Annotated in this window: 22 protein-coding genes; 6 read left to right on the plus strand and 16 right to left on the minus strand. The window is 56.7% G+C overall.

Features of this window, described 5'->3' with window-relative positions; translation table 11 throughout:
• Positions 1 to 23: 23 nt before the first annotated feature.
• From SADFL11_RS14605 to SADFL11_RS14675, 15 genes are all read right to left on the minus strand, one after another.
• Positions 24 to 527, minus strand: a complete 504-nt coding sequence (locus SADFL11_RS14605; RefSeq protein WP_050776037.1) for a retropepsin-like aspartic protease family protein — start codon at positions 525 to 527, stop codon at positions 24 to 26.
• Between the two features lie 165 nt (positions 528 to 692).
• Positions 693 to 1,322, minus strand: coding sequence for a uracil phosphoribosyltransferase (upp, locus tag SADFL11_RS14610; RefSeq protein ID WP_040451420.1), 630 nt, complete (start codon positions 1,320 to 1,322; stop codon positions 693 to 695).
• 67 nt (positions 1,323 to 1,389) lie between these two features.
• Positions 1,390 to 2,643 (minus strand): DUF1688 family protein, encoded by a 1,254-nt coding sequence (locus SADFL11_RS14615; protein ID WP_008195535.1) that lies wholly within the window; start codon positions 2,641 to 2,643, stop codon positions 1,390 to 1,392.
• Positions 2,644 to 2,648: 5 nt separating this feature from the next.
• Entirely contained in the window at positions 2,649 to 3,662 is a 1,014-nt protein-coding gene (locus SADFL11_RS14620) for an adenosine deaminase (RefSeq protein WP_008196666.1), read from the minus strand.
• A 20-nt stretch (positions 3,663 to 3,682) separates the two neighbouring features.
• Positions 3,683 to 4,903, minus strand: coding sequence for a phosphopentomutase (locus SADFL11_RS14625; RefSeq protein WP_040451418.1), 1,221 nt, complete (start codon positions 4,901 to 4,903; stop codon positions 3,683 to 3,685).
• 73 nt (positions 4,904 to 4,976) lie between these two features.
• Positions 4,977 to 6,293 carry a thymidine phosphorylase gene (deoA, locus tag SADFL11_RS14630; RefSeq protein WP_008197020.1) on the minus strand — a complete coding sequence of 439 codons (1,317 nt, stop codon included), beginning with the start codon at positions 6,291 to 6,293 and terminating at the stop codon, positions 4,977 to 4,979.
• Between the two features lies 1 nt (position 6,294).
• A complete protein-coding gene (gene deoC, locus SADFL11_RS14635; RefSeq protein WP_040451415.1) occupies positions 6,295 to 7,071 on the minus strand; it encodes a deoxyribose-phosphate aldolase in 777 nt (258 codons plus the stop codon).
• Positions 7,068 to 7,877, minus strand: coding sequence for a purine-nucleoside phosphorylase (locus SADFL11_RS14640; RefSeq protein WP_008194546.1), 810 nt, complete (start codon positions 7,875 to 7,877; stop codon positions 7,068 to 7,070). Before SADFL11_RS14640 ends, deoC begins: the two co-directional genes overlap by 4 nt.
• A gap of 6 nt (positions 7,878 to 7,883) precedes the next feature.
• Entirely contained in the window at positions 7,884 to 8,282 is a 399-nt protein-coding gene (locus SADFL11_RS14645; RefSeq protein WP_008188579.1) for a cytidine deaminase, read from the minus strand.
• A complete protein-coding gene (locus SADFL11_RS14650; RefSeq protein WP_008189758.1) occupies positions 8,279 to 9,247 on the minus strand; it encodes an ABC transporter permease in 969 nt (322 codons plus the stop codon). Before SADFL11_RS14650 ends, SADFL11_RS14645 begins: the two co-directional genes overlap by 4 nt.
• A 2-nt stretch (positions 9,248 to 9,249) precedes the next feature.
• On the minus strand, positions 9,250 to 10,356 hold the full coding sequence (locus SADFL11_RS14655; protein ID WP_008194548.1) for an ABC transporter permease: 1,107 nt from the start codon (positions 10,354 to 10,356) through the stop codon (positions 9,250 to 9,252).
• A complete protein-coding gene (locus tag SADFL11_RS14660) occupies positions 10,353 to 11,906 on the minus strand; it encodes an ABC transporter ATP-binding protein (protein WP_008196249.1) in 1,554 nt (517 codons plus the stop codon). Before SADFL11_RS14660 ends, SADFL11_RS14655 begins: the two co-directional genes overlap by 4 nt.
• A 70-nt stretch (positions 11,907 to 11,976) precedes the next feature.
• A complete protein-coding gene (locus SADFL11_RS14665; RefSeq protein ID WP_008196650.1) occupies positions 11,977 to 12,945 on the minus strand; it encodes a BMP family lipoprotein in 969 nt (322 codons plus the stop codon).
• 111 nt (positions 12,946 to 13,056) lie between these two features.
• Positions 13,057 to 14,058, minus strand: coding sequence for a BMP family lipoprotein (locus SADFL11_RS14670; protein ID WP_008191881.1), 1,002 nt, complete (start codon positions 14,056 to 14,058; stop codon positions 13,057 to 13,059).
• Positions 14,059 to 14,127: 69 nt separating this feature from the next.
• Positions 14,128 to 15,111 (minus strand): sugar-binding transcriptional regulator, encoded by a 984-nt coding sequence (locus tag SADFL11_RS14675; RefSeq protein ID WP_209002610.1) that lies wholly within the window; start codon positions 15,109 to 15,111, stop codon positions 14,128 to 14,130.
• Between the two features lie 551 nt (positions 15,112 to 15,662).
• On the opposite strand from SADFL11_RS14675, the gene SADFL11_RS14680 reads away from it, so the two are divergent.
• The 5 genes from SADFL11_RS14680 (at position 15,663) to SADFL11_RS14700 (ending at position 21,484) form a co-directional block, all read left to right on the plus strand.
• The gene (locus SADFL11_RS14680) at positions 15,663 to 16,514 is read left to right on the plus strand and encodes a DUF1194 domain-containing protein (protein ID WP_081450636.1); all 852 of its coding nucleotides are present in this window, start codon (positions 15,663 to 15,665) and stop codon (positions 16,512 to 16,514) included.
• 194 nt (positions 16,515 to 16,708) lie between these two features.
• Positions 16,709 to 17,140, plus strand: a complete 432-nt coding sequence (locus SADFL11_RS14685; RefSeq protein ID WP_008190709.1) for a methylglyoxal synthase — start codon at positions 16,709 to 16,711, stop codon at positions 17,138 to 17,140.
• Positions 17,137 to 18,174 carry a glucokinase gene (gene glk, locus SADFL11_RS14690; protein WP_008194458.1) on the plus strand — a complete coding sequence of 346 codons (1,038 nt, stop codon included), beginning with the start codon at positions 17,137 to 17,139 and terminating at the stop codon, positions 18,172 to 18,174. The genes SADFL11_RS14685 and glk overlap by 4 nt, the downstream gene beginning before the upstream one ends.
• Before the next feature lie 14 nt (positions 18,175 to 18,188).
• Positions 18,189 to 20,660, plus strand: a complete 2,472-nt coding sequence (gene hrpB / locus SADFL11_RS14695) for an ATP-dependent helicase HrpB (protein WP_008196569.1) — start codon at positions 18,189 to 18,191, stop codon at positions 20,658 to 20,660.
• Positions 20,661 to 20,701: 41 nt separating this feature from the next.
• Positions 20,702 to 21,484 (plus strand): hypothetical protein, encoded by a 783-nt coding sequence (locus SADFL11_RS14700; RefSeq protein ID WP_008191838.1) that lies wholly within the window; start codon positions 20,702 to 20,704, stop codon positions 21,482 to 21,484.
• Here SADFL11_RS14700 and putA read toward each other — a convergent pair.
• Positions 21,481 to 24,621 (minus strand): bifunctional proline dehydrogenase/L-glutamate gamma-semialdehyde dehydrogenase PutA, encoded by a 3,141-nt coding sequence (gene putA / locus SADFL11_RS14705; protein ID WP_050776183.1) that lies wholly within the window; start codon positions 24,619 to 24,621, stop codon positions 21,481 to 21,483. The genes SADFL11_RS14700 and putA overlap by 4 nt on opposite strands.
• A 141-nt stretch (positions 24,622 to 24,762) precedes the next feature.
• Between putA and SADFL11_RS14710 the strand changes: the two genes are divergently transcribed.
• Positions 24,763 to 25,218, plus strand: coding sequence for an Lrp/AsnC ligand binding domain-containing protein (locus tag SADFL11_RS14710; RefSeq protein ID WP_134853037.1), 456 nt, complete (start codon positions 24,763 to 24,765; stop codon positions 25,216 to 25,218).
• The last annotated feature ends 61 nt before the right edge of the window (positions 25,219 to 25,279 follow it).

The following is a 25,279-nucleotide window of genomic DNA, read 5'->3' on the forward strand; positions in this document are numbered from 1 at the left end:
CCATTGTGACAGCAAAGACAAATCTACTGGATCAGTACTAGGGTGCCGTTCGAAATGTCAAACCGGTCCAGCTTGTTGAGGGCCGTCATACCTAGCAACGGGATCGACAGACTGCTGTCTTGCAACACCAATGCCTCAATGTTTCTCAGGTTGATCCGGCCGATCTGCAGCCGGTCTATCACAGCGCGAGCGCCATAAGTGGTTCCGTTGGCGGTACTGACCCGAAGTTTGAAATCGTCGTTTGCCGGGAAAATACCGACAATCCGCGCGACTGAAACCGGCAGAACCGTCGCGGATGCGCCCGTATCAACCAGCATTTCGTGCATGTGACCGTTCAGATGAACGTCGGCTACAAACTGCCCGCTTCGGTTTGCCGATATCCGATGCCGGCGTTCACCGGTCTCTGACGAGGCATTAGAAGTTGCAGCTGCAGTCTCACTTGTCTGGTTGTTTTGATGTTCAACCCATAAGGGGACGATAGGTGCAAGTGCTGCGCACAAAACCAGGACGATGAGAAAACGATACATGGGCCGCCTCGTTTGCCGGAGGCCTAGCGCTATCACAACAACCTTATCGCACCGTAAAGCGTTCTAGGTTCAGTTTAGACAACCGAACATCCGTCCAATTCGGCTGACGCAAAAGAAAAACGCGGCGCCCTTAGCACCGCGTTAAAAGGCAAAAGATCTTGGGAGTTATTTGGTGCCGTACATCCGGTCACCAGCGTCTCCAAGACCTGGCACGATGTAGCCCTTTTCGTTGAGCTTCTCATCAATGGAAGCCGTGTAGATTGGAACGTCCGGCTGTTTCTCGTTAAATTTCGCCACACCTTCAGGAGATGCCAGCAGGCACAGGAACCGGATATTGTTTGCGCCGCGTTCTTTCAGTTTATCAACTGCTGCAATGGCCGAGTTACCGGTCGCCAGCATTGGGTCGACAACAATCACGAGACGTTCGTTCAGATCTTCCGGAGCCTTGAAATAGTATTCAACCGGCTCAAGGGTTTCCGGATCACGGTACAGGCCCACGTGGGCGACGCGTGCAGACGGCACGAGATCAAGCATTCCTTCCAATAGACCATTACCGGCGCGCAGGACGGATGCAAATACAAGCTTCTTGCCCGCCAGTGACGGTGCCTGCATCTCGGCAAGCGGCGTTTCGATGGTCTGGCGAACAAGCGGCAAATCGCGGGTCACTTCGTAACACAGCAGCGTCGAAATCTCGCGCAGGAGACGCCGGAACCCCTGAGTTGACGTTCCCTTGTCACGCATGATGGTGAGTTTGTGCTGGACCAGCGGATGGCTGATGACATTTGCTCCGGACATATCTGCCTCTCTTTGTGTGGGCCGCATCCGATAGCGGGCGGTCTTCCGTTTGTTTGATGTTGTGGACCTATGCCCCGAACGGCAACCAAAAAATAGAGCCCGGGTTCATGATTTTTTCCAGTTTTTCCCGCAAGTCCTGGTTTTCGGAGACTATCGCGGCTCCAGCCCGGCTGGTTCCCCCTTCCAGGATGCAGGACAACGGCAATTGCTCTTGCTCAACATCCAGTTCCTTTCGCAGCATGGCCGCAAGTCTATCCGTCAATGCAATCGTGACAGCGCGCACTTCCGTGTGGCGGTCCAAGGCCTGATCATCAGACAAGTCGCCAGTTTCGGATTTAAAACCGAGCACACCGGTGTTCACGAACAAACCGGCGTGCTCTGCATCGCTGGGTCCTGTCAGCGTATCAAGCTCATCCACCTCGTATCCGGCCCAGGCCAGCGGCTCAACAAGGGAATAGACCATTCTCTGGGCAATTAGATGAAAGGGCACAATCTCCTGATTTGCGGAATTAGCCTTCACAGAATGGGCAAAACTGTCTCCAAACGCCACGTCCCGCTCGGCGGCACCACCCTCCCAAAGCGGCGCAAGGCTTTGGAGCAAACGGTCGAGCAGAACCGTGGCATCGACCGAACCCCATCCTTCGCTGCCAACCTTTACAACGAGATTTCCAGGACGCGTGGATTGACCTTCGCCGAAAAGATCGGGCCGCAAGGCAAGGGCTTCGCCAAACCGCTTTAGTTGGCGCTGCAGGTGTTTTAAAAACTCTTCCTCCTGCTCGGCACTGATCTGAAGTCCGGTGGCCAGTTCTTCGATTTCAAGACGGATCATCGCGTCTGCATCAACCCGGAACGGATCGACAGGATCGGAGGAAAACGAGCCTGCGGCGAACATGTTGATGACCGCCAAAGCCGTGGCTTCCCGACCGGTTGCAACAGTTCCGGCCATCGTGTCTTCGTATGACCAGCCCTGAGGTGTTTTCACATCCATATAAGCCGCGAGAATTGCCAGGTCCGATGCCGCTGCAAGAAGCTCATCCGCCGACTGAAAATTTCGCGCCGACGCAAGCGCGCTCCACCGATCAACGCCCCCTGCTTCAAACAACCGCCAGACTCCGTAGGGCGGGATCTGGAAATCAGGATAGGCCTGCTTGGCAGTTTCAAGAACCTCAATCAAGGCCTGATCCAGTTTGCTGATGTCAACGGTCACATGGTCCAGATGATCAGCAAGTGCACGATCCAGAAGGGTGTTCGCGACTGAGCGAACGCGTTCGGCCTTGAAGGTTTCCAACAGGCCGCTGTCGTTTTGGGCTTTGGTGGTCATGGTCGCTAACTGCCAATCTTTGCGCTGTCGAGACGGGTCAGCAACCGGTTGCGGGTACTGTCGTCACAAAACGCGGCCATGATGGCCGTCCGGCTGATCTCCATTTGATCGTCTCTTGTCCAGCCGAATGTCTCCGTGACAGACGCATACTCTTTGCCGAGTGTTGTGCCAAAAAAGGGCGGGTCATCCGAATTCAGAGTGACCTTGACGCCTTCTTTCCGAAGCATGTTCACCGGGTGGAAGCGTAAGACGGAATAAACGCCGAGCGCGATGTTCGACCCCGGACACACTTCCAAGACAATGTCTTCATCGGCAAGCCGTTTCACAAGATCCCGATCTTCAATGGCCCGCACGCCATGCCCAAGACGCTTGACCCGCAAGAACTCCAGGGCTGCGGTGATGCTTTCCGGCCCGCCAAATTCCCCGGCATGGGCTGTTGTACCCAACCCGGCATCGGCTGCCATGCGGAACGCCTTGGCAAAGTTTGCCGGATGTCCAGAGCGTTCATCCCCTGCCAAGCCAAATCCGGTGACCAGGGGATGCGGATTGCCAATCACTTCCTTGACGACGCGTTCGACGGAGGCTGTGCCGAAATGCCGTACACCGATTGCAATCATCCGGCCGTCTATGGCCGTATCGATTTTTGCCCGTTCGATCCCGGCCGCAAGGCCCTCCACATAGGACCGGTAGGAAAGACCGGCGGCCTGTGCGTGGTCGGGCGAAATGAAAATCTCGCCGTAAATCGCACCTTCCGCTGCAAGCATCCGGAAATATGTCTCGGCAAGAAGCGCGTAGTCAGCCGGTGTCTTGAAGACGGAACTGGCGGTATCATAGGCTTTTAGGAACGAGGTGAAATCGCACCAGACATACTGTCCCTTGCCGTCAATCACCTCTGAGACATCGACGCCATGCTGATCAGCGAGCTGACGGACGAGACGTGGAGGAGCGGCCCCTTCAATGTGGCAGTGAAGTTCGACCTTTGGGACCGCGAGGGTCTCGTCCTTACCTTTTGGAGCCACTTTCGTCCGCTGTCCTTCTTTTACAGGAAACTGGTTCCATGCGGGCCTTGGTCGATCCCAAGATGATCCGCAACGCTCTCCCCAATATCGGCGTAGGTCTTGCGCCTGCCAATACCCTTGCCCGCAATGCCCGGTCCCGTGGCGATCACAGGAACATGTTCACGGGTATGATCCGTCCCGCGCCAGGTCGGGTCGCATCCGTGATCAGCCGTCAGGATTAGGAGGTCACCCTCCCGCATTTTGGCAATCATGTCCGGAAGACGTCCGTCAAAGTGCTCCAATGCCGCTGCATACCCCGGAACATCGCGGCGATGCCCATAAAGGGAATCGAAGTCGATGAAGTTGGCGAAGATCATGTCGCCATCTTGCGCCAGATCCATGGCTTCAAGGGTCTTGTCAAAAAGCTGATCATTGCCAGCGCCCTTCAGGACCTTAGCGACTCCCTGATGCGCAAAGATGTCGGAGATTTTTCCAATGCCATAAACAGTCCGGCCGTCAACAGTCAGCCGATCAAGCAATGTTGGCTCAGGTGGCAAAACGGAATAATCGCGGCGGTTGGCCGTGCGCTCAAACGTATCAGCGCTGTCGCCGAGAAAAGGACGCGCAATCACGCGGCCGATGTTATACGGATCCGCAAATTCGCGCGTGATTTTGCAAAGGTCATAGAGTTTCTCCAGGCCGAAATGCTCTTCGTGAGTGGCGATCTGAATGACCGAGTCAGCGGAAGTGTAGAAGATCGGCTTCCCGGTCTTGACATGCTCCTCCCCGAGTTCTGCGATGATCTCGGTCCCGGACGCATGTTTGTCGCCCAGGATGCCATTCAATCCGGCTTTTTCGCTGATCTTGGAAATCAGCTCCTTCGGAAATGTCGGGATCGTTTCCGGGAAATAGCCCCAGTCGAACCGGACTGGTACGCCCGCGATTTCCCAGTGCCCGGACGGGGTATCCTTGCCGTTCGAGACTTCGGCCGCATAACCCCAAAGTCCTTCCGGCTCACCAGAATAGGTCAAACCGGGGACGTCTTCACCGGTGGACAGACGGCCGGCCGCACCAAGCCCGAGGCGGTCCATATTCGGGACCGACAACGGACCAGAGCGAAGGCCGTCCTTGTCGCCCTTTCCCGCCGCGCAATGCTGCGCAATGTGGCCAAGGGTATCCGACCCCACATCGCCAAAGGCGTCCGCGTCCGCCGCGCCGCCAATCCCGAAACTGTCCAGTACGCACAAGATCGCACGGGGCATGAGTATCTCCTCATTATTGTTGCCGGCAGGTTCTGCCGGAACGAGCCGGGTTTTGCTCCCGGCCCGGCCGCGGTTACGGCGCGATGCGCTCTACAACACTCGGACGATCCATGACGTCCTTTGCTGAACCGACGGTGTAGGCTGCGCGCAATGCGATCGCAGCTGCTTCTGCTTCTTCTTCATTGCGGGCATGCACGATTGCAAGCGGGCTGTCCGCGTCAACCGAATTGCCCACACCTGCAAGGCTTGTGAAACCGACAGATGGGTCGATCACGTCAGCAGCAGCTTTACGTCCGCCACCAAGTGCGACAACGGCAACCCCGACACCGCGCGCGTCGATTTCCGTAACGACGCCGTCCTCAAACGGGTAGACCGGTGCCTCGAAATTGGCTTTTGCAAGATAGAGTTCCGGCTTCTCCATGAAGTCGGCAGGCCCACCAAGCGCGCTCACCATTTCGGCGAACTTTTCTGCGGCCTTGCCACTCTCAAAAGCTGTCCGCATCATATCACATCCAGCCTCGGCATCAGGCGCGAGGCCACCGCTTGCAAGCAGTTCACCGCCTTGCGCAACAGTGACGTCCCAAAGCCGGTTGTCGATGGCCGTCCCTTTCAGGAAATCGACAGCGTTCTGCATCTCGATCGCATTGCCCGCGGCAGACGCCAAGGGCTCATTCATGTCGGTGAGCAGAGCGGTTGTTTTGAGGCCTGCGCCGTTGGCGACCAAGACAAGGCTCTCGGCAAGTGCGCGCGCTTCTTCAAGCGTTGCCATGAACGCGCCGCTGCCCCACTTCACATCGAGCACAAGCCCTTGAAGACCCGCTGCCAGTTTCTTGGACAAAATGGACGCGGTGATCAGGTCAATGCTCTCAACCGTCGCGGTCACATCCCGGATGCCATAAAAGCGCTTGTCGGCCGGAGCAAGATTGCCAGTCTGACCGATCACGGCACAGCCGACTTCCTTCACGACCTTCTTGAAAAGTGGATTGTCCGGCTGTGTCTTGTAACCCGGAATGCTGTCGAACTTGTCGAGTGTGCCGCCGGTATGTCCAAGACCACGGCCGGAGATCATAGGGACAGCTGCACCGCAAGCCGCAAGTGCCGGAGCCAGCATCAGCGAAACGTTGTCCCCCACACCGCCGGTGGAGTGTTTATCAAGAACCGGAGCTTCAATGTCGGACCAGTCCAGAACATCGCCGCTGTCACGCATGGCGAGCGTCAGAGCGACACGCTCATCAATGGTGAGTCCCTTGAAAAAGACCGCCATGGCAAGGGCGGAAACTTGACCTTCGGTGACAGAACCGTCGGCCAGGCCCTTTACGAAGAACGCTATCTCTTCAGAGGACAGCGAACCGCCGTCCCGTTTTTTCCGGATGAGCTCTTGTGGCAGCATCTTAGTATCCTTCACCTACTGCGGCTTCTTGGCCTTCTATCGTTGCCGTAAGAGCGTCGAGCAACCCGCTCGCGCCAAAACGGAAGGTTGAGGCGGACACCCAGTTGTGTCCCATGATCTTGTCTGCAAGCGCGAGGTAGGCAGCCGCATCCGATGCGGTTTTGATCCCGCCGGCGGGTTTAAAGCCGATGACACGCTCAGCGTTGTCCCGCCGCGCTTCCTCGATGGCCGTCAGCATGATCTCAGCTGCTTCCAGTGTTGCGTTGACCGCAACCTTGCCCGTGGAGGTCTTGATGAAGTCCGCGCCAGCTGCGATCGCAACATTGGACGCGGCATGGATCAGGAGCGGATCCTTGATCTCGCCTGTCTCGAGAATCACCTTCAAGATGGCAGGTTCTGGGATCGCGGCCTTGACCTGAATGATCTGCTCTTCGGCGAACCCTTTACGGCCCTCGACAAACGTCCGGTAAGGCATGACAAGATCAATCTCATCCGCACCATCGGCAATCGCCTGGCGAGTTTCAGCTACCACAGCTTGCGTGTCTTCACCGCCAGCCGGGAAGTTAACGACTGTCGCAACCTTGACCCCAGTTCCGGCGAGTTCCTTGACAGCCTGCGCTACGAAACGGGGCCACACGCATACGGCAGCAACGGCGCCATACGGGGTTACCGTGCGATTTGTCAAAGCCGTAATATCTTCAGCCGTGCAATCGTCATTCAGGTTGGTCAAATCCACAAGGCCAAGGGCCCGTTTGGCGGTTTCAATCATATCGGTCATTGGCCGACCTCTTTTACAAATGCACGGACGAGCTGCTTCATCCGTTCCATGCCTGTAAGCGCGACGGACTTGGTTTCGTCGTGCGACAAGGCATGGGTTTGCATGCCAGCACCATAGTTGGTGATGATGGACATCGCTGCGACGCGCATGCCTAGGAACCGGGCCATAATAACTTCCGGGACGGTCGACATGCCGACCGCATCTCCGCCCAGCATTTTAGCCATGCGGATTTCGGCAGGTGTCTCAAATGACGGGCCGGAGAACCACATGTAGACGCCTTCCGCGACAGGGTCGCCGGTTTCCTCGGCAACTTTCTTCATTGCCTCACGAAGGTCCTGATCATAGGCCGCGCTCATGTCGAGGAATCGCTTCTCATCCTCTTCGCCGATCAGCGGGTTTTTGCCAGACCAATTGATATGATCCGAAATGACCATCGGACTTCCGGGAGCGACTTCTTCGCGCAAGGACCCGGCCGCATTGGTCGCAAGAAGGATTTCGCAGCCGAGCTCCTTCAAGGTTTCAACCGGCGTCCGCATGACCGTCGGATCGCCGCCTTCATAATAGTGCGCGCGGCCAGACAGGATGACTACAGGAACACCGGCAAGTGTGCCGGCAACCAGCTCGCTGGAATGCGATGTTACTGTGGACACCGGAAACTCGGTCAGATGAGCATAAGGAATGCGGACCGCATCCTCGACCTCTTCCGCCAGGGTTCCGAGCCCAGACCCCAGGATCATGCCAATTTTATAGGAGCCCTCGCGGGCGGCGCGCACAATATCCGCGCACTCACGGCCATAACCACTCATGGTGGATCAGTCCTTCTTGTCTTCTAGTTCAAATGCTGCCGGCAGCAATTCATCAAGTGTGAAGCTGCGGCGGATGCCGTCGAGGTCCGCAACATGGACCACAAGATTTTCAGTTCCGAACTCCGCAAACCGCTGACGGCACATGCCGCACGGCGTGCACAGGGCCGCATCGCCAATCACGACCGCTTCTTCGATTTCCCGGTAACCAGCTGCAATCATAGCACTGGCTGCTCCGCCTTCTGCGCAAACGCTAACAGGATAGGATGCATTCTCTACATTGCAGCCGGTGAAAATCGCCCCATCCGGAGTGCGGAATGCTGCCCCAACCAAGAAGTTGGAGTAAGGGGCGTACGCCTTTTCGCGCACAGCTTTGGCTGCCTCGAACAGCTTGTCCAGATCGCTCATGACCGCTCCTTCAGATACGGAATACCAGCAGCTTTCGGCGGGATCGCTTTCCCGATGAAGCCAGCAAGCAGGATGACCGTCAGGATGTATGGAAGCGCCTGGAAGAACTGGACCGGGATCTCGCCAATGCCCGGGACCTCCTGTCCTTGCATGCGGATCGCCGTTGCATCGAGGAACCCAAAGAGCAGGCAAGCAAACATTGCGCTCGCAGGCCGCCACTTGGCGAAGATCAGCGCTGCAAGTGCAATAAAGCCCTTACCGGCGGTCATGTCCTTGATGAAACCGGCAGACTGAGCGATCGACAGATAGCTGCCCGCGAGCCCGCAGAGAATACCGCATGCAATCACGGCCCGGTAGCGAAGCCAGGTTACCGAAATACCAGCCGTGTCCACGGCGGCCGGGTTTTCACCCACCGCGCGCAAACGCAAGCCAAAGCGCGTGCGGAACAGCACCCACCAGGTGATCGGCACGGCAACAAAGGCGGCATAGACCAGAATGTTATGGCCGGACAAAAGCTCCGCATAAATTGGACCAATGATCGGCACATCACGAACCTGTTCAGCGCCCGGCAAGACGATGTTGCGGAATCGGCCATCCCCTTGAAGCGACGGGGTCCGTCCCCCCTGACTGAACCAGGTTTGTCCGAGCAGGGCCGTCAAACCGGCCGCCAGGAAGTTGATGGCTACGCCGGAGACAATCTGGTTGCCGCGGTTGGTGATGGAAGCAAATCCGTGGATGAGCGCCAGGCCAATCGATACGGCGATGCCCGCCATGAGCCCAATCCAGGCGTTGCCAGTAATATAGGCGACCGCACCAGCTCCAAAGGCAGCGCCAAGCATCTTGCCTTCGAGGCCAATGTCGACGATCCCCGAACGTTCGGAATAAAGCCCTGCCAGGCAGGCAAGCAGCAGCGGCGTTGACAGGCGGACCGTGGAATCAAGTGTCAGGATCAACGTTTCAAACATGATCAAGCCTCCTGCGCCGTTTGGGCCCGGGAGGGCATAAAGATCCGGGTAATTGCTGGACGGAACATGTGCTCCAGCGCGCCGGCAAACAGGATCACCAGACCTTGAATGACAATGATCATGTCTCGGGTAATGTTGGGCATCTCAAAAGAGAGCTCCGCACCACCCTGGTACAGCATCCCGAACAGGATTGACGCCAGCAGAATCCCGACCGGATGAGCCCGGCCCATAAGCGCAACCGCGATCCCAACAAAGCCGTAACCGGTCACGAAATCGATCAACAGGCGATGCTGTGAGCCCATGATCTCGTTGATCGCCATCATGCCAGCAAGGCCGCCAGAGATCAGCATGGTCACCACTGTAATACGGACCGGTGAAATACCCGCATAGACTGCAGCTGAGGCGTTGGCGCCGAAGGATCGGATTTCAAACCCGAGCTTGGTCCGCCAAATTAACAGCCAGACCAGCACACAGGCTGCCAAAGCAACAAACAGCGCCAAATTTACCGGCGCAAAACCGAACCCGAAAGACGGGAATATATCGTTCAGGAACGGCAGGCGGCCGCCATCTTCAAAGGTCCGGGTTTCGTTCTGCATGGAGCCCGGCTTTTTCAGAAAGCCGTTGAGCAGATAGACCATCAGGGACGCAGCAATGAAGTTGAACATGATGGTGGTGATAACCACGTGGCTGCCACGCGTTGCTTGAAGCCAAGCCGGGATGAAGGCCCATGCCGCGCCCATCAACGCGGATCCGATGATGGCGAACGGCAATGTCACATACCATGGCACATAGTGGTCCAGAGCCAGACACGCGATGGCAACTCCAAGACCGCCCAGGTACGCCTGCCCTTCACCGCCAATGTTGAAGAGGCCTGCGTGAAACGCGACCGCCACCGCGAGCCCGGTGAAGATAAAGTTTGTCGCATAAAAGAGTGTGTATCCGAAGCCTTCCGTGTAACCGAGAGAGCCCCAGAGCAGCACTTTTACGGCATCGATCGGGTTTTCACCGATCAGGATCACCACAAGTCCGGATACCAGAAACGCGGCTGCGAGATTCAGAAACGGGATCAGGCCGTAATCGACCCACCGGGGTAGCTGGCCGCCACTCATTGGACGTCTCCTTCAACGGCGATCTTATTGTCCTCAATCCCGGCCATCAGCAAGCCAAGATCACTTTCCTCGGCATCCGCGCCACGTTCGCCCACGACCTTGCCGTCGAACATCACAAGCACCCTGTCGGAAAGGCCGCGGATTTCATCGAGTTCCACGGAAACCAAAAGGATGCCTTTTCCCGCATCACGCAGTTCAATGAGTCGCTTGTGAATGAATTCGATTGCGCCGATATCCACACCGCGGGTCGGCTGACCAACCAACAGGATGTTCGGGTCTCGTTCGATTTCCCGAGCCAGCACAACCTTCTGCTGGTTGCCACCTGAGAAGTTCGCGGTCTTGAGCATCGGATTGGGCGGCCGGATATCGTATTTCTCGATTTCATCGACCGCGTTTTTCTTGATCGCCGGCAAGTTCAGCAAAAGACCTTTTGAATAAGCTGGGTCACGGTGATAGCCGAGAATGGAATTCTCATACTCGGCGAAACTGTTGATCAGCCCCATACGGTGCCGGTCTTCCGGAACATGCCCCATGCTCTTTGCGCGCATATCGGCGGCGTCCGGTGCCCGGGTGGCCAGATCAATCGTCTCTCCGTTGATTTTCAAGGTGCCCCGGGTGGCCCGGCGGATGCCGGAAAGAGTTTCGAGAAGTTCCGACTGGCCATTGCCGGACACGCCCGCGATGCCGACGATTTCGCCTTCATGAACCTTGAAAGAAACATCCTTCACTACTTCGACGCCGCGGCTGTCTGTAACCGTGAGGTTTTCCACCTCGAGAACGGGCGCTTTGGGCTCGGCTGGTTTCTTGTCGACCCGCAACAACACGCTGCGCCCAACCATCAGCTCGGCCAGTTCCTCCATTGAGGTGTTCTTGGTTTCGCGGGTTGCCACCATCTCTCCGCGGCGCATAACCGACACCATGTCGGTCGCGGCCATGATCTCACGCAGTTTGTGCGTGATCAGCAGGATGGTTTTGCCTTCGTTCTTAAGAACTTCAAGGATTTTGAAAAGGTGATCCGCCTCGGCAGGTGTCAAAACGCCGGTCGGTTCATCCAGGATCAGGACTTCGGCGCTGCGATAGAGAGCTTTCAGAATTTCGACACGCTGCTGAAGTCCGACCGGCAGCTCACCGGTGATTGCTTCCGGATCAACCCGGAGCTCATATTCAGTTTCCAGGCGATGCAGTTCGGATCGGGCACGGTTAAGGCCGCCGGCCAGAAGCGCACTGTCTTCGGCGCCAAGAACGACATTTTCCAGAACGGTGAAATTGTCGACCAACATGAAGTGCTGGTGAACCATCCCGATTCCCATCCCGATCGCAGCCTTTGAATCCGTGATCGTGACCTTGTTACCGTTGACCAGGATGTCCCCGGTGTCGGCTTGATAAAAGCCGTAAAGGATCGACATCAAGGTCGATTTGCCCGCGCCATTCTCACCGATAATGCCGTGGATTGACCCCTTCTTTACAACAAGGTCAATGTCCTTGTTGGCATGGACCGCCCCAAAGCTTTTGTTGATTTTGCGCAGCTCAATTGCAGGTGTGTCGCTCATGCCATCCCCCAGGCGTGACGATTGCTTTTTGTCATTCTTGCTGTGTCCTGTTCAGCGTTCAGGCAGGCCTTCAAAAAGGGCACGGCCCATCCGCCACCACATCATGGACCACAATCTCACCTTTCGAGATTGCGTCGACCGCTGCATCTGCAGCAGCTTTCATGTCTTCTGAAATCAGGGCGTGATTGTTTTCATCCAACACCCAGTCCATTCCGCCTTCCTTCAGGCCCAAAACCTGGACGCCTGGCGCGAAGGATCCACTCACTGCGGATGTAAAACTGTCGTAAACCGCATTGTCCACGCGCTTGCGAATGGAAGTTAGAACCTTGCCCGGATGCAGGCCATTCTGATTGCTGTCCGTTCCAAGACCGAGGACTCCTGCATCTGCTGCAGCCTGCAGGACCCCAATCCCGGTCCCTCCAGCTGCCTGGATAACCACATCCGCGCCGCGATTGATCTGGCCGCGCGCCAGTTCTGCACCGCGCACCGGATCGGCAAACGCAGCCGGAGTGTCACCGGTCATATTCGACAGTACCTTGGTTTGCTGGTTTGCCGACAGTGCACCTTGCTTATAGCCGCACAGGAAACGCTGAATGATCGGAATGTCCATGCCGCCGACAAATCCGATCGTCCCGGTTTTTGAGGCCATGGCGGCCAGCAAGCCACCGATGTAGGCGCCTTCATGTTCCTTGAAGACGTAGGATCGGACATTCGGCTGCTCGACCACCATATCAACGATGGCAAAATCTTCTTCCGGAAACTCAGAAGCCACCTGGCCCAGCGCATTTGCCTGGTTAAACCCGATTGCAACAATCGGCTCACTGCCACGGCTGGCAAAGTTCCGCAGCGCTTGAAGGCTCTGCGCATCTCGTTCCAGTTCAAATTCCCGCACGGCCTGACCGGTTTCATCCGTGAACCGTTTCACGCCGTCAAAAGCGCTCTCGTTGAACGAGCCATCAAATTTGCCGCCGACCGAATAAACAATCGCCGGTTCTGCTTGCACAGCAAAGGCTGCCAAGCTGCCTAAAACGACAGACATTATTCCTGTACGAAAACGGACCATCAGATCCCCGCTAGACCGCGAACCGGGAAACCCCAAAAGAAACGCATCCCGCACGCAGAACCGCGCGGGATGCAAAGACACATCAGATCAGACCGGGCAGTTCTGATCAGACATATAGTCGTGAACAACAATTTCACCGGAGATGATTTTGTTGGATGCCTCTTCGACGGCAGCCTTCATCTCATCGTTGACGAGCTCGGCGTTATTGTCGTCCAGCGACCAGTCAACGCCACCTTCTTTGAGGCCAAGAACCTCAAAGCCGGAGGACCATGAATCGTTGGCAGCGTCTTCAAATGCCTGGTAAACGGCGATGTCAACGCGCTTCAGCATGGAGGTCAAAACAGAACCCGGGTGCAGACCGTTCTGGTTGCTGTCCACACCAATACCGAGCTTACCAGCATCTGCAGCAGCTTGAAGAACACCAATACCGGTGGCGCCTGCTGCGTGGTAGACAACGTCAGCACCGCTGTCGAATTGAGACTTCGCCAGTTCACCGCCCTTGACCGGGTCGTTCCACGCGGCACCTGTCGTGCCGGTCATGTTTTCAAAGACTTCAGCGTCAGGTGCTGTCGCCATGACGCCCTGCTTGTAGCCGCAAGCGAATTTGCGGATCAGCGGAATGTCCATGCCGCCAACGAAGCCGACCTTGTCGGTTTCAGACGCCATCGCTGCGAGCATGCCGACGATGTAGGAACCTTCGTGTTCCTTGAACAGGATGGAACGAACGTTCGGAAGATCAACGACCATGTCGACGATCGCAAACTGGGTGTCCGGGAATTCCTGTGCAACTTTCTCAACCGCGTTGGCCTGAGAGAAACCGATTGCAACGATGGGGTTCATGCCGCGTTTCGCGAAGTTCCGCAGAGCCTGCTCACGCTGACTGTCGTTCTGGATTTCGAAGTCGCGGTACTCGGTGCCGTAATCGGCTTTGAACTGCTCAGCCCCGGTGTAAGCTGCCTCGTTGAAAGACTTGTCAAAACGGCCGCCCAGATCGTATAGCACAGCCGGTTTGATGTCGGCGGCCATTGCACCGGCCACCGAAAACGCCAGACCCGCCAAAGCGGTGCTGATGGTCAGAATTTTCTTCACGTATATGTCCTCCGACATGCGGGGGCCTGCCTTAGGCCGGCCCATTTCCCCTCGAGAGACCCAGCCGCTTTATGCAGACTGTGCCAACTGTAACCCGACCCGGGCGCTGAGAGCTTTTGCAAGGCTCTCATCCGCAACCAGATCGGTAATGACACCGGTACGCAATGCAGCAAGTGTTGCATCCACCTTGCTTTCACCGCCTACCAGCGCAATCACACGGCTCCCGCGCACTTCATCAAAATGAAGACCGACCGCACAATCTCCGAGTGGGTCGGGAGCCAGTTCTCCGTCAATCGTCAAGAAGCGCCCCATCAAATCACAAACGGCGCCGCCGGACATCAGATTTTCCTGTTCCTGCTTGGAGATCATTCCGCGCTGCACGAGGTGCCCTTCATTTTCAACCGAACCCAATCCAATCAGGAAGGCATCAGACTGGCGCGCGCGGCTCATCAGATCCTGAACGCTGCGCTGGGTTAAAAACATGGACTTTTCGTCCTGATTTTCGGCAAAGTACGGCACCGGCAGATAGTATCCGACGCCACCAGTGCGCTCCTGCATCTTCTGGACGATGTCGTAAGGGTTGGCAGCCAATGTGCGCGTCAAGGATCCGCAGATCGACATGATCTCAAGATCGCTGCGCTGGATCTTCGGCAAGGCCTCGACTGATGCCGTCAATGTGCGTCCCATGCCAACGCCCAACCGCTTCACACCAGCACCACCAAGAAGACCCGATAAAAACTGCGCGGCGGAAACAGCCACCGCCCGCAAGGCTGCATCTTCATCGCCGCTGCCGACATCCGGGGCAATGATGCAATTGGACAGGCCGAAATGAGAAGTCAGCTCCCGCTCCAGCTGCAGGCATTCCATTGGCCTGCCGTCGATCTGGAACTTTACATGCCCGGCCTTTTGCGCGTGAGCGATCAGGCGATGGACTTTAGCGGGTGAGACACCAAGCTGAGCCGCGATCTCGCCTTGCGTCCGGCCGCCGACAAACGACAGCCACGCAGCCCGGATGGCCATGTGAGATGTCAAATCGTCGCCGCGTACCACCATCGAGAAACCCGCTCCCAAGAGTTATATCTCAAACACGTTTGACCTAAGGCTCTCTCGAACCAGCCACACCCGCCACTGCAGCGACCCTTTTTGGTCTCCGTGACAGGCATTTGAAAAATTCTTCACATAGTGAGAATTTCTGCAGATCATGTCGCCTCATAAGCTTTGCGTCAATAAAAAAGCGTCACAAAAATGCAGCAAACTGCCGCATTTTTGATCAAAGTGACGTTTTTCCAGCGGTGACGCGACCGGCAAATAATGCCGCATCATTTTCGCATCTTCAGAGCAAGTGGCAATTTTTGCCGGGCAAACCGGCACTTATTTCCCATCTGTGGAATAAATGCACTCTGTGCGCATTTGATTTTGCCGGTTAATCATAAATCTAGTACAGTTGGCACACGGTTTGCTCAGTAATTCACGAGCAGCGAACAAATGAGTCAAAGAACCTAAGTAGGATTCGCGAGAAACGAAAAGATAAGAATTTACACAACAAAATAACAAAAAGGGGAGACGTGGCGACCTGGTCAGACGACCGAAAGATGGAGAAACCAATGCGTCTCGACTCAACACAGAACTGTGCACTGAAAGCGTTTAAGTTACTTCTCTTCCTCTGCGTGGCAACCGTATTTTCCACGCAAACTCAAGCACGCGACTTTTTGAGGTCGCCACTTGTATCAGCGCAATACAGCTATGATCCCGCCAACGAAGTAGACGTTGAACTGGTGCTCGCTGTCGACATTTCCCAATCCATGGACACTGAGGAGCAGGAGATCCAGCGCGCTGGATATATTTCCGCTCTGACATCTCAAGAGTTTCTGGATGCGATCCAAGTCGGTCCGATTGGCAAGATCGCAATCACGTACATGGAATGGGGTGGTGTTGACGAACACTTCGTCGTCGCCGACTGGACAGTTGTCCAAGATGCGGCTTCAGCGGCGCATTTCGCTTCCAAGGTTTCTGAAGCCCCGTTGCGGCAGGTGCAACGAACATCGATTTCCTCCGCGCTGGAGAAATCGGTCTGGATGGTTCAGAGCAACAAGTACACGGGCTTGCGGCAGGTCATCGACATTTCGGGCGATGGTCCAAACAACCAGGGCGGCTCGGTTACAGCCATGCGTGACCGCATGGTGAACTCCGGTGTGACCATCAACGGCCTTCCACTGATGATGAAATCAAACAAAAACACCTGGCAGGCGATGCTGAACCTCGACCATTATTACGAAGACTGCGTGATCGGTGGCCCGGGTTCGTTTGCAATCCCTGTACGATCGAAAGAAGGCTTTGCGGATGCAATCCGCATGAAACTCGTCATGGAGATTGCCGGCATTTCGATGCCAGAACCGGACAACTACTTCCACACAGTCTCCGCACGTGAACCGGTGCGTTGTAATTTGTTCGACTGATCAAGCCACGTCTCCATCGAGTGTTTTTGGCGCACCGGCTCCGGCAGGTGCGTTTTTTTGTGTTCCGGTTTCAGCAGCTTTCCGGTCTGGTTGTGCGAAACTGTCTCAGCAAGATCCGATCTTTCTTTGCGCATGGCTGCCTTTGGCGCTAAACACAAAAACAACTTCCAATCCGTTCTCAAAGGACGCTTCTCATGCCCGCCAAACCAACCCTTGCCCTGGTGGCCCACGATGCCAAAAAAGACGCCATGGTCGAGTTTGCCGAGCGGCATGAAGAGAAACTGACATCATTCGATCTTGTCGCGACTGGCACGACAGGCGGCCGCATACAAGAGGCTTGCCCCAGCCTGAATATCAATCGATTTAAAAGCGGCCCGTTGGGCGGCGATCAGCAAATTGGCGCGATGATTGCCGAGGGCCGCCTCCATGGCTTGATTTTCTTTGTCGATCCACTGTCCCCGATGCCCCACGATGTCGATGTAAAAGCTTTGATGCGGCTTGCTGTTGCGTATGACATGCCAATGGCGTTGAACCCTTCAACGGCCGGAATTCTACTTCGTTCTTCCCGCCTGACAGGATTGACGACAACGTCCAACACACCGGAAGTGGGCGCGGCTGCCCAATGACGTTCCAATCCCAAGACCCCTTTTCCTATCCGGTCCTTGTTGCCGACATCGGCGGCACGAATGCGCGTTTCGCAATGGTCGAGAATGAAACGGCACCTACCCGGATGTGCGGCAAGACGGCAACCGCAGATCATGCGGACATTTCCTCAGCCATTCGGCAAACCGTGCTGCCAAGCACTTCGGAAAATCCGCGGACTGCCATCATTGCAGTGGCCGGCCCGGTGACCGGCGACACGATACCTCTGACAAATGCAGCTTGGGTGATCGAACCGCTCAGGATGATCTCGGACCTCGGCGTTGACCGGGTCATTGTCCTCAACGACTTCGAAGCGCAAGCCCTTGCCTTACCAGGATATCAAGGTGCGGATATTGAACAGGTTGGTAAGGGTGAGGCCCGGCCAAACGCGACAAAATTTGTCCTTGGGCCCGGCACTGGCCTTGGCGCGGCATCGATGATCTATGCGGCCGACACCTGGGTACCGGTTCCCGGAGAAGGCGGGCATGTGGAACTGGGTCCCGTAACTCCCGAAGACTTTGAAATTTGGCCTTTCATAATCAAGCGCAATGGCCGAATCGGGGCAGAAGAGGTTTTGAGTGGCACAGGGCTTCCGCGCCTCGCCAGAGCCGTTTCCACCTGGATGGATATGACTCGGGACTTTACAACGCCCGCAATGATAACGAAGGCAGCAGAAGAGAATGACCCCGTCGCTCTGAAAACGCTGCAGGTTTTTGCAAGGGCTCTTGGCCGTGTTGCCGGGGACTTTGCACTGACGACCCTCGCCCGCGGCGGTGTGTATCTAACCGGCGGCATCACGCCGCGCATCCCGCAGTTCCTGACGGACGGAAACTTCCGCGCAGCGTTTGAAGCAAAAGCGCCACACGAGCAGCTGATGCACAAGATCCCGACCTTCATTGTGCGTCATTCGGACCCTGCGCTGGAAGGTTTGGCGGCCTACGCCCGGCAACCCGAACAGTTTGCGGTCGATCGGCGCGGGCGCGAATGGATGCTCAATCCGGCAACAATCCCGGCGTGAGGCCCTGATTGTCCGTGGCGAAAACACCTGAATTCAAAACGTCCTTACCTATTGACGGGGTTCTTCCGGAACTGCTCTCAGCGCTTGAGACAAAGACCAACGCCGTTCTTGTTGCAGAGCCTGGTGCTGGCAAAACGACACGTGTGCCGCTCGCGCTTCTGAATGCGTCTTGGCGGGGAAACGGCAAGATCCTGGTCCTGGAACCGCGACGCCTTGCAGCTCGTGCTGCCGCCCGGCGCATGGCAAGTGAACTTGGCGAACGTCCCGGCGAAACCGTCGGTTACCGCGTGCGCATGGAAACCAAGGTGAGTGCTCAAACACGGATCGAGGTGGTCACCGAAGGTGTGTTCACCCGCATGGTTCTCGATGATCCGGGATTAAGCGGTGTTGCCGCGATTCTCTTTGATGAATTCCACGAGCGATCGCTCGATGGGGATTTGGGCCTCGCCTTATGCTTGGACGTGCAAGGTGCCTTGAGGGATGATCTTCGGCTCGTCCCGATGTCTGCGACGATTGATGCATCCTGCATCGCCCGGTTACTCGGCAACGCTCCTGTGATCGAAAGCAAAGGCCGCAGTTTTCCAGTTGAAACGCGTTACCTTGGCCGTGCCCAAAACGAGCGGATCGAACAACAGATCGCAAGGGCTGTTCAACAGGCAATCCGCGAGGAAAGCGGTTCTGTTCTCGTTTTCTTGCCCGGTCAGGGAGAAATCAAACGGACGGCGGATCTGCTTGCCGGAAAGGTTGCTCCAAACTGCCAGATCGCCCCGCTTTATGGCGGCCTGGACAGCAAGGCGCAGGACGCGGCCATCCGGCCAGCCACCGATGGAAATCGCAAGATCGTGCTCGCCAGCGCCATTGCCCAGACTTCCCTTACAATTGAGGGGGTCCGTGTCGTCATCGACAGCGGCCTCGCGCGCGTTCCCAAATATGAGCCGCAAACGGGCCTCACACGTCTGGAGACAGTGCGGGTTTCGAGAGCCTCTGCTGACCAAAGACGGGGGCGTGCCGGGCGAACAGAGCCAGGAGTGTGTTACCGGCTTTGGGACGAAGCACAGACTGTCTCGCTGCCCACAGCTGAGACACCGGAAATTCTAGAAGCCGATCTCACCGGCCTCGCGCTGGATCTTGCAGCCTGGGGCACGTCAGATCCGGCATCTCTGACGTTTCCAGATCCACCACCAACAGCTGCCTGGAACGAAGCGGTCACGCTATTAGCGGACCTTGATGCGCTCGACAATTCCGGTCGACTGACTGCAGAGGGAAAGTGCCTCGCAAGGCTTCCCTTGCATCCAAGGCTCGCCCACATGGTGATGGCGGGTGTGGCCAGGAACCTGGGCTACACGGCCGCGCTCATCGCCCTGTTGCTTTCAGAACCAGGGCTCGGAGGACGCGATCCCGATCTGCGCGCGCGCTTGCGAACTTTTAAGTACGACAAAAGCCAGCGCGCGAAGGACGGTAAAGCCCTTGCAGTACGGTGGCTGAAACTTGCCGGCGGCAATGGCTCGGAGATCGATATCGAAAGCGGCGGCATGCTGCTCGCCCTCGCCTATCCAGATCGCGTCGCCCAGGCACGGGGCGCAACGGGGCGTTTTCGTCTCGCCAATGGCCGCGGTGCCGAATTGCCCGCAGAGCATGGCTTGGCATCAGAACCATTCCTGACTGTGGCGGATATTCAAGGCAAAGCGGCCAGTGGCAGGATCCAGCTTTGCGCGCCCATCAGCCGCGATGAGATCGAGGATTTGTTTTACAACGACGTCATTGAAGACGATGAGGTGCAACTGACCAAAGATGGTGCCCTGAAGGCACGGCGCGTCTTGCGGTACAAGGCCGTGGAGTTGCAATCGAGAAACATAACCTCACCCGATCCAGCAGCTATCGAGAAGGCCCTTGTGTCAGAGGTCCGGCGGCGCGGGATTTCCCGCCTCCCCTGGAGCAAGGATCAGGACCGTCTGCGCAAGCGTCTCGCCTATGCGCGGGACAATGGTGCGAACGATCTCCCGGACCTCTCAAACCCTGCGCTTAGTGAAAGCCTCGAGGACTGGCTTGCGCCGTTTCTCGCTGGCCTGACCAGCTTGGCAGCAATCGATGCTGCCGTGCTCGGGACCGCGCTCGCCGCCAAACTCCCTTACGATGCGACAGAGAAACTTGAAGCGATCGCACCGTCCCATTTTACGGCCCCGACTGGAAGCCGGGTACCGATCGATTATGGCGCGGCCGCAGGGCCGACTATGTCGATCCGTGTGCAGGAGCTGTTCGGCCTCAGTGAACACCCGGCTGTCTGCAACGGGCGTTTGCCGCTGCTTCTAGAGCTACTTTCTCCAGCGCAGCGCCCAATTCAGATCACCAAGGATCTGCCAGGCTTTTGGGCGGGTTCCTGGTCCGACGTTAAAGCCGACATGAAAGGTCGGTATCCCAAACACCCGTGGCCAGATGATCCAACTTCAGCTGAAGCCACACGGCGGGTGAAACCAAAGGGAAGCTGAAATTCACATTCTACCTGTGATAGAGTTTCGCCGGAGGTTTTATGCTCGATCGTCGTGACATCTTGGAAAACCTTGCGGATCCGGAAAACTATCCGGCCGATATGCTCGCGTACTGTCTGAAAAACCCGGATCGCTCAGCTGCTATCTTTCTGCCAATCCTTGGTAAGGCCGCAAACGGCACGGAATTGGACGCATTGGAGCAGCTGTCTTTTTACCTTGGTCTTCACCTCCTCGCCGTCCTTCAAACACCAAACACATTTGACGGCGTTTATAGACTTGCGACCCAGCAGCCTCTGCTACTCGCGGACCTTCTTGGAGAAGTTGGACTGGGCGAGACCTTTCCCCGCGTCCTGATGCGCCTTGGCAATGGAAAGGCGACCGACCTCTGGGAAGGCTTTCAGACCAACACGCTAGATTTCATGATACGGGATGCATTTTTGAGGGCATGGACCTACGAAGCTCTCAAAGGGCAGGTCAATGCCGTCTCCGCAGAGCGCAGTCTTCGCGGCTTTCTCAAGTCGGAAGATGCCCCCTCACCGGACGATCCGATCTGGAGCGGCTGGTTGATAGCGATCGCCGATCTCGGATTCTCGGAGCTTATGCCTCTCGCTCGGGACGCTGTCTCTTCGGGGCGAATTCTGGCGGAGGACGATAACTTGACAGCCCTCGAATGCAAAGGTTTTGAAACCGCCCTTACCGAAGCGCAATCGGACACGGACCTGCCTGAGTTTTTAAAGGCGCGCGGTTATATCCCCTTCGGCGAAAGTGATGGAGACTGGGGCAATTGTTTCGTCAATTCTCCCCAGTCTCATAAGTTGAGTTAATCGTCTGACGCGGCAACCAGACTTGCGTTGCCTCCAGCGGCTGCCGTGTTGATCGAAACCACCTGCTCCAGAGCAAAGCGGGTCAGATAAGCCGGCCCGCCAGCTTTCGGGCCGGTCCCGGACAATCCGGAGCCACCAAACGGCTGAGTTCCCACAACGGCGCCGATTGTGTTCCGGTTGACGTAGACATTGCCGACTGATAGGCGGTCGACCACTTTCTTCACCGTCGCGTCAATCCGGCTGTGAACACCGAGCGTCAAGCCATAGCCCGTGGCTGCGATCTGATCGAGCACTTTGTCTATGTCTTTGGCCTTGTACCGGACAACGTGAAGAACGGGGCCAAAGACCTCGCGGGTGAGCGCTTCTGCCTTGTTCAGTTCGATGATGTGCGGTGCGATCCAGGAACCGTTGGAAAAGTGTCCCACCGGCATTTTCCCGGCAAAGCGCAGCGTCTGGCTTTCCTGCATCTCGTCGATATGCGCTTGAATGTTGGCCTGGGCTTCATCGTCAATCACCGGGCCAATGTCTGTTGATGGAAGACGGGGGTCGCCAAGTTCCAGTTCCTTCGCGGCACCTTCCAGCATGGCCAACAGGGTATCCGCCACATCTTCTTGAACATAGAGCAGGCGCAGAGCGGAGCAGCGCTGACCGGCGGACCGGAAGGCGGACATCATGACGTCGTCGCACACCTGTTCCGGCAGGGCTGTTGCATCCACCAGCATTGCATTGATACCGCCGGTCTCTGCAATGAGCGGCACGATTGGACCGCGTTTCATGGCAAGTGTCCGGTTGATCGCCCAAGCGGTTTCCGTTGAACCGGTGAAGGCAACACCGGCGACCTTCGGGTGCGCGGTCAAGGCAGCTCCAACCTCGCCATCACCAGGCAAGAGCAGGAACACATCTTCCGGCACCCCTGCTTCATAAAGCAGTTTTGCGGTCTCAAATGCGATGAGTGGCGTTTGTTCCGCAGGCTTTGCGACGACCGCATTTCCGGCAAGCAGGGCTGCGCTGATCTGACCAAGGAAAATCGCCAGCGGGAAATTCCAGGGCGAGATGCAAACGAACACGCCCCGGCCACGATGACGGTACCGGTTTTCTTCGCCGGTCGGCCCCGGCATCAAGCGGCCATCGCCAAACTGGGTACGTGCTTCCTGCGCATAGTAGCGGCAAAAATCGACAGCCTCTCTGATCTCCGCAATCCCGTCCGGCAAACATTTGCCAGCCTCAATGGACAGGATGGTCATCAGCCGGTCGCGGTTTTCCTCCAGAAGATCCCCGACCTTTGCAAGGATTTCAGCGCGCTCTTCCACGGGGCGGCGTGACCAGCGCTCAAACCCGGCCTGAGCAACATCCATTGATTTTTCTGCAGTTGCCTTGTCGGCAAATGAAACTGTCCCCGCCTTGGTTGTCCCGTCCATTGGAGAAAAGATAGGGTTCGGTTCGCCTTTCGCAGGAAGCCCTTTGCCAAGCGGCGTCGCAACTGTGAACGGAGCTGTGGTCTTTGCCATTCCGCGAACAAGAATGTTGCGCTCTTCCGCCCAGCCGAACTCGACGCCATCCGAGTTTTTCCGGCTAGCCCCATACAGATCATCCGGCATTGGAATGGAACGGTTGGCAGCGTGGTGGCCACCGTCGAGAATTTCGCTTGGCCGCTCCAGCATGGCTTCGACGGGGATGGAAGTATCGCCGACAATCGTCACAAAGGACGAGTTGGCGCCGTTTTCCAAGAGACGGCGTACCAAATAGGCCAGCAGATCCTTGTGCCCACCGACCGGAGCATAAATCCGGGTCGGGAACCCATCCCGCTCGCAGACGGATTTGAACAGGCTCTCGCCCATGCCATGGAGGCGCTGGAACTCGTAGCCTTCCGCATTTCCGCCGGCCAATTCCACGATCTGCGCGACTGTCAGCGCGTTATGGGTCGCAAATTGCGGATATAGCACATCGCGTGCAGCCAGCATCCGCTTGGCGCAACACAGATAGGACAGGTCCGTTGCAGCCTTCCGGGTGAAGACCGGATAGCCGTCCGCGCCGTTCTCCTGGGCGTGTTTGATTTCGGTATCCCAGTAAGCGCCTTTTACAAGACGCACCATCAACTTGCGATCGGTTTTTCGCGCTGCGTCCACCAGCCAGTCGATCACGTGGACAGCTCGTTTTTGATAGGCCTGAACGGCAAGGCCAAAGCCGTCCCAACCTTCTGTCACTGGATCGGACAAAAGTGCGGCGATGACATCCAGGGAGATTTCCAGCCGGTCCGCTTCCTCGGCGTCGACAGTGAAATTCAGATCCCGCTCACGCGCCATCTGTACAAGCTTTTTGAGGCGTGGCAGCAGTTCGTCCTGAACGCGTGCGCCTTTGATGGCCTCATACCGCGGATGAAGAGCGGAGAGCTTCACCGAAATACCGGGCCGATCGGGAAGCTTTTTGTCGCCAGCGGATTTGCCGATCGCTTCGATCGCAGCGGCATAGGATTGGAAATAGCGCTCAGCATCCTTTTCGGTCCGGGCCCCTTCTCCCAGCATGTCATAAGAGTATCGGTACCCCTTGGCTTCCTGCGTCTTCGCCCGCTCTAGTGCTTTGGAGATGGTTTCCCCCAGAACGAACTGATGTCCGAGAAGCTGCATGGCTTTGCGGGTGGCGAGCCGAACCGTCGGCATGCCCATGCGTTTGACCAGGCTGGACAGAATATTTTGCGGCGTGTCCCCTGGATGCAAAAGACGGGAGGTGACGCCCAGCGCCCAGGATGACGCTGAGACGAGCCAAGTGTCGGATTTCGGGCCGCTCGGATCTTCAAACTTGGCCGCAGCCAGCTTGTCCTCGATCAGCTTGTCTGCCGTTTCAGCATCAGGAACCCGAAGCAAGGCTTCGGCCAACACCATCATGGCAAGACCCTCGCGGGTGGTAAGCCCAAACTCCCGCATGAAGTCTTCGACACCGCCGAGACCAACCTGAACCGACCGCATGTCATCGATGTATCCGCGGGCCCTCTGGTCAATCAGCTTTTCAACGACCGGGTCTCCCGCCGCTTCTTTCAAAAGCGCTTCCACAAGCGGCTTGTCGCTCGGCGCATAATCGGCGCGAAACGGTTGCAGATCTTTTTCATTAACGCCCGGCAAAACGGCAGCGGTTGTGGACATTGGCACCTCCCAAAGCGGCCCTGACAGGGCCAAACGATACATTCGACTATAATAACCTTCAATTGACTGTGTTTTTCTCTATTTTCTATCCAAAATACGAAGTATATAATTTCAAAAATGCCATATTTGGACCAATTTCACATGCTTGATGCAACGGACCGGCGGATCCTTAAGGTACTTCAGGAAGACGGCCGGATCACCAACACTGACCTTTCGGAAAAAGTCCGGCTTTCTCCGACAGCAACCGCAGAGCGCGTCAAACGCCTGACACGGGAAAGATACATCGAACATTTTTCGGCAAGCCTGGACCCGAAGAAGGTGGACCGGGGGCTATTGGTTTTTGTCGAGATCCGGCTGGAACGCACCTCTCCGGAGATCTTTGATGCTTTCAAACGGGCCGTCGAACGATCACCCGATATTCTGGAATGCCATATGGTTGCTGGGGGATATGATTATCTGATGAAAAGCCGCGTCAAGGATATGGAAGCCTACCGGGCGTTCCTGTCGGATGTGGTGCTGGCCCTTCCCGGCGTCCGGGAAACGCATACTTATGCGGTCATGGAAGAAATAAAGGACACGCATATCCTGCCGGTCTGAACCCCAGTCCTGACGCCTAGGCTGATCACAAAGCCTTGTCTTGACCGTGTCCGTTGCCTTA

Origin of the sequence: Roseibium alexandrii DFL-11 (assembly GCF_000158095.2) — a bacterium.
Classification (GTDB): Bacteria; Pseudomonadota; Alphaproteobacteria; order Rhizobiales; family Stappiaceae; genus Roseibium; species Roseibium alexandrii.

What these genes read in the sequence shown, in the direction of transcription:
- deoC (WP_040451415.1), bottom strand. Translation starts at nt 7,071, where the DNA reads ATGACCGATATGATTGAAACCGCCAAACGGGCCCTTGGCCTTGTGGAT.
- SADFL11_RS14640 (WP_008194546.1), bottom strand. Translation starts at nt 7,877, where the DNA reads ATGAGTGGTTATGGCCGTGAGTGCGCGGATATTGTGCGCGCCGCCCGC.
- SADFL11_RS14680 (WP_081450636.1), top strand. Translation starts at nt 15,663, where the DNA reads ATGCGTCTCGACTCAACACAGAACTGTGCACTGAAAGCGTTTAAGTTA.
- SADFL11_RS14605 (WP_050776037.1), bottom strand. Translation starts at nt 527, where the DNA reads ATGTATCGTTTTCTCATCGTCCTGGTTTTGTGCGCAGCACTTGCACCT.
- glk (WP_008194458.1), top strand. Translation starts at nt 17,137, where the DNA reads ATGACGTTCCAATCCCAAGACCCCTTTTCCTATCCGGTCCTTGTTGCC.
- SADFL11_RS14685 (WP_008190709.1), top strand. Translation starts at nt 16,709, where the DNA reads ATGCCCGCCAAACCAACCCTTGCCCTGGTGGCCCACGATGCCAAAAAA.
- SADFL11_RS14625 (WP_040451418.1), bottom strand. Translation starts at nt 4,903, where the DNA reads ATGCCCCGTGCGATCTTGTGCGTACTGGACAGTTTCGGGATTGGCGGC.
- upp (WP_040451420.1), bottom strand. Translation starts at nt 1,322, where the DNA reads ATGTCCGGAGCAAATGTCATCAGCCATCCGCTGGTCCAGCACAAACTC.
- SADFL11_RS14675 (WP_209002610.1), bottom strand. Translation starts at nt 15,111, where the DNA reads ATGGTGGTACGCGGCGACGATTTGACATCTCACATGGCCATCCGGGCT.
- SADFL11_RS14650 (WP_008189758.1), bottom strand. Translation starts at nt 9,247, where the DNA reads ATGTTTGAAACGTTGATCCTGACACTTGATTCCACGGTCCGCCTGTCA.
- SADFL11_RS14660 (WP_008196249.1), bottom strand. Translation starts at nt 11,906, where the DNA reads ATGAGCGACACACCTGCAATTGAGCTGCGCAAAATCAACAAAAGCTTT.
- SADFL11_RS14655 (WP_008194548.1), bottom strand. Translation starts at nt 10,356, where the DNA reads ATGAGTGGCGGCCAGCTACCCCGGTGGGTCGATTACGGCCTGATCCCG.
- SADFL11_RS14700 (WP_008191838.1), top strand. Translation starts at nt 20,702, where the DNA reads ATGCTCGATCGTCGTGACATCTTGGAAAACCTTGCGGATCCGGAAAAC.
- putA (WP_050776183.1), bottom strand. Translation starts at nt 24,621, where the DNA reads ATGTCCACAACCGCTGCCGTTTTGCCGGGCGTTAATGAAAAAGATCTG.
- SADFL11_RS14615 (WP_008195535.1), bottom strand. Translation starts at nt 2,643, where the DNA reads ATGACCACCAAAGCCCAAAACGACAGCGGCCTGTTGGAAACCTTCAAG.
- deoA (WP_008197020.1), bottom strand. Translation starts at nt 6,293, where the DNA reads ATGCTGCCACAAGAGCTCATCCGGAAAAAACGGGACGGCGGTTCGCTG.
- SADFL11_RS14710 (WP_134853037.1), top strand. Translation starts at nt 24,763, where the DNA reads ATGCTTGATGCAACGGACCGGCGGATCCTTAAGGTACTTCAGGAAGAC.
- SADFL11_RS14665 (WP_008196650.1), bottom strand. Translation starts at nt 12,945, where the DNA reads ATGTCTGTCGTTTTAGGCAGCTTGGCAGCCTTTGCTGTGCAAGCAGAA.
- SADFL11_RS14645 (WP_008188579.1), bottom strand. Translation starts at nt 8,282, where the DNA reads ATGAGCGATCTGGACAAGCTGTTCGAGGCAGCCAAAGCTGTGCGCGAA.